Raw genomic sequence first — 2155 nt, 5'->3', positions numbered from 1 at the left:
GGGCGCGCGGGGTGCGGCGGGGTGCGGGGCATGGGCGTCCTCCTCGGTCGGCGCGCGCCCTTATGGCGCGGGGCCGGGACGCCGAAAAGCCGGGGCGGCGTCACCGGATCGTGTGCGTCCGCCCCCACGGGTCGCGCACGCGCCCGTCCGTCTCCTGAAAGCCGGGCTCCAGATAGTCGGGGCCAAGCGGCACCTTGCCGTGCCCGCCCGGTATGTCGAGAACATAGGTCGGCCAGGCGAGGCCGCTGACCCGCCCCCGCAGGTCGGCGAGCAGGCGCCGCCCCTCCTCGATCGGGACATGAAACCGCGCCGTCCCCGGCGCCGCGTCGAGCTGGTGCAGGTAATAGGGCTTGACCCGCGCGGCGAGCATGGCGCGCAGCAGCGCCTCCAGCCGCGCCGGCGTGTCGTTGACGCCGCGCAGCAGCACCGACTGGCCGAGCAGCGGGATGCCCTCCGCCAGGACGCGGCGCAGCGCGGCCCGTCCGTCCGGCGTGAACTCGCGCGCGCTGTTGGCGTGCACGACCACGAACATCGCCCGGTCGGTCGCCAGCGCCCCGGCCAGCGCCGGCGTCACCCGCGCCGGATCGACCAGCGGCACGCGCGTGTGCACGCGCAGCGTCTCGACATGCGGCACCGCCGACAGCGCCGCGACGATCGCGGCCAGCCGGCGGGGCGAGAGCATCAGCGGGTCCCCGCCCGTCAGGATCACCTCGCGGATCGCCGGCCGCGCCGCGATCCAGGCATAGGCGGCGTCCAGCTCCGCCGGGGTCAGCACCCCGCCGTCCGGCCCGACATGCTCGCGGCGGAAACAGAACCGGCAATAGACCGGGCAGGTCAGAAGCGGCTTCAGCAGCGCCCGGTCGGGGTAGCGGTGGACGATGCCCTTGACCGGCGACAGCGCGTCGTCGCCGATCGGATCGGCGCGCTCGTGCGCCGCCGTCACGGCCTCGGCCGGGTCGGGGACGAACTGCCGCCCGATATCGTCATCGGCGGTCGCGATCAGCGCGCGCATCGCCGGGCTGATCGCGATCGCATACCGCGCCGCCACCGCCGCCAGCGCCTCGGCCGTCGTCGGATCGATCAGCCCGGCGGCGCGCAGGGCCTCGGGCGTGCGGATTGTGGCGGCAGTCATCGCCGGCATTTACGGGCCGCCGCCGCTGCGGGCAATGTCGCGCCCATGTCCCCGCGCCGCGCCCGCCGCCCGCTCGTCCTCCTCGCCGCCCTCTCCGCCGCCCTTCTCGCCGCGCCGCCGGCCGCGCGGGCGCAGGAGCGGGTGGTCAACGTCTATAACTGGACCGACTACATCGACCCCAGGGCGATCGCCGGCTTCGAAAAGGCGACCGGCATCCATGTGCGCTACGACGTCTACGACAGCCTCGAGACGCTGGAGGCCAAGCTCGCGGCCGGGCAGTCGGGCTATGACGTGGTGGTGCCGACCAGCGAGCCGACCTTCGACCGGCTGATCCGCGACGGCGCGCTCGCCACCCTCGACCGCGCGAAGCTGCCGCATGCCGCCGGCCTCGATCCCGCGCTGATGGCGCAGGTGCGCAGCGCCGATCCGGCGGGCACGCACGGCGTGATCTATCTCTGGGGCACGATCGGCCTCGGCATGCTGTCCGACCGGGTGCGCGCGCTCGCGCCGGACGCGCCGCTCGACAGCTGGGACCTGCTGCTGCGGCCGGAGAACGCGCGGCGGATCGCCCCGTGCGGCATCTCCATGCTCGACAGCGCGATCGACGTCGTGCCGAGCGTGCTGCATTACCTGCACCGCGATCCCGACAGCGCCGATCCGGCGGACCTCGCGGCGGTGGCGAAGACGCTGGCGGCAATCCGCCCCTATATCCGCACCTTCGCCAGCAGCGGTGAGGTCAACGCGCTGGCCGAGGGGCGCATCTGCCTCGCGCTCTCCTATTCCGGCGACGTGATCCAGGCACGGGCCCGCGCCGCCGAGGCCAAGCGCGGCGTCAGTGTCCGCTACGTCGCCCCGCGCGAGGGGGCGCAGCTCTGGTTCGACATGCTGGCGGTGCCGGCGGACGCGCCGCACAAGGACGCGGCGCTCGCCTTCATCGACTGGCTGCTGCGGCCCGACGTGATGGCCGGCATCACCAACGCCGTGCACTACCCGAACGCGGTGCCGGCGAGCCTGCCCATGGTG

Annotated in this window: 2 protein-coding genes; one reads left to right on the top strand and one right to left on the bottom strand. The window is 74.2% G+C overall.

Going from position 1 to position 2155, the window contains the following annotated elements; all coding sequences use genetic code 11:
- Window positions 1-100: 100 nt before the first annotated feature.
- Window positions 101-1132, bottom strand: coding sequence for a lysine-2,3-aminomutase-like protein (locus B8460_RS12880; protein ID WP_241771187.1), 1032 nt, complete (start codon window positions 1130-1132; stop codon window positions 101-103).
- Between the two features lie 45 nt (window positions 1133-1177).
- Between B8460_RS12880 and B8460_RS12875 the strand changes: the two genes are divergently transcribed.
- A partial coding sequence (locus B8460_RS12875; protein WP_048862006.1) for an extracellular solute-binding protein occupies window positions 1178-2155 on the top strand: 978 nt, incomplete at its 3' end.

It is taken from the genome of Acidisphaera rubrifaciens HS-AP3 (genome assembly GCF_000964365.1).
Classification (GTDB): domain Bacteria; phylum Pseudomonadota; class Alphaproteobacteria; order Acetobacterales; family Acetobacteraceae; genus Acidisphaera; species Acidisphaera rubrifaciens.
Note: the sequence above shows the minus strand (reverse complement) of the source record. Positions and strands in the feature narration are given on the sequence as shown.